This is a genomic window from Streptomyces enissocaesilis, assembly GCF_039533765.1.
GTDB lineage: Bacteria > Actinomycetota > Actinomycetes > Streptomycetales > Streptomycetaceae > Streptomyces > Streptomyces enissocaesilis.
In genome coordinates this window covers 1-1,172 of sequence record NZ_BAAAUD010000074.1, presented here as the reverse complement: position 1 = coordinate 1,172, position 1,172 = coordinate 1, and the positions used below count along the sequence as shown (strand labels likewise).

General features: G+C 67.8%; 1 protein-coding gene. It reads left to right on the top strand.

Translation table 11 applies throughout. The features are described 5' to 3' along the window. The first annotated feature begins 77 nt into the window (after nucleotides 1–77). Nucleotides 78–1,156, top strand: a protein-coding gene (locus tag ABD374_RS34795; protein ID WP_425577401.1) for an IS630 family transposase whose coding sequence is annotated in 2 segments (ribosomal slippage) — nucleotides 78–579 and nucleotides 579–1,156 — 1,080 coding nt in all. Because the reading frame shifts where the segments join, the coding sequence is not laid out codon by codon here. Nucleotides 1,157–1,172: the final 16 nt, after the last annotated feature.

The following is a 1,172-nucleotide window of genomic DNA, read 5'->3' as shown; positions in this document are numbered from 1 at the left end:
TTACTGACTTGCGCTCGTCGGGGTGAATTCTCGCGAAGTCCCTGGGGGGTGTGGGTGGATGGCTGTATCCGTGGTGTATGAGATACGCGGATGGGGGCGGGTTGACTTCGCCGGCGCGTCGGCGTCGGGAGTCGGTGCGGATGCAGGCGGTCGAGCTGTTCGAGCAGAAGGTCGGGCCGTCGGAGGTCGCACGGCGGTTGCGGGTGAGCGTGAAGTCGGCCTACCAATGGCGGCAGTTGTGGCAGGAGGGCGGTGTGCAGGCTCTTGCCTCCCGCGGTCCGAGCGGGTCACGGTGCCGCCTGTCCCCGCGGTCATTGGAGAAGCTGGTCGTGTATCTGGAGGAGGGTCCGGCCGCGCACGGGTGGGTGGAGGACCAGGTGTGGACCGCGTCGAGAGTGGTCACGTTGATCGGGCGGAAGTTCCACGTCTCCTACAGCGTCTCGGGTGCGACCCGGTTGATGCACCGGCTCGGTTTCAGCCCGCAGGTCCCCGTCCGGCGGGTCGCGGAACGCGACGAGAGGGCTGTGAAGGTGTGGCGGGAGGCGACCTGGGCGGAGGTAAAAGGGCGAGGGCGGCCTGCGGGGGCTACGTCTGTTTCGAGGACGAAGCCGGCTTCACCCGTAGGCCGCCCCGGGGCAGGACCTGGGGCCGGCGCGGAGTGACTCCGGTCGTCACGGTCAGCGGCCGCCGTTCGGGCCGGTTGTCGGTGGCCGGGCTGATCGCGATGCGGCCGGGATCGAGGACCCGGTTGTGCCACCGTCTGCGGAGCCACACCGCGGGCAAGGGTGAACGTCGCAGCATGGGCGAGCGGGACTTCATCGCGTTGATCGACGGAGTCCATCAACTGGTCAGGGCGCCGATCGTGCTGGTGTGGGATCGGCTGAACACTCACGTCTCCCGCAGGATGCGCGACCTCGTGGCCGAGCGGGAGTGGCTGACCGTCTTCCTGCTGCCCGCCTACTCGCCGGACCTGAACCCGGTCGAGTGGGTCTGGGCGCACGTCAAACGCAGCCTGGCCAACCTCGCCGTCATGGCCCTCGACCGACTCGAGATCCTCGTCCGCAACAGACTCAAACGCCTTCAATACCGACCCGACACACTCGACGGATTCATAGCCGGCACCGGCCTCACCCTCGACGACCCAGCCACACCCTGACAAGCCGAAGTCAGTA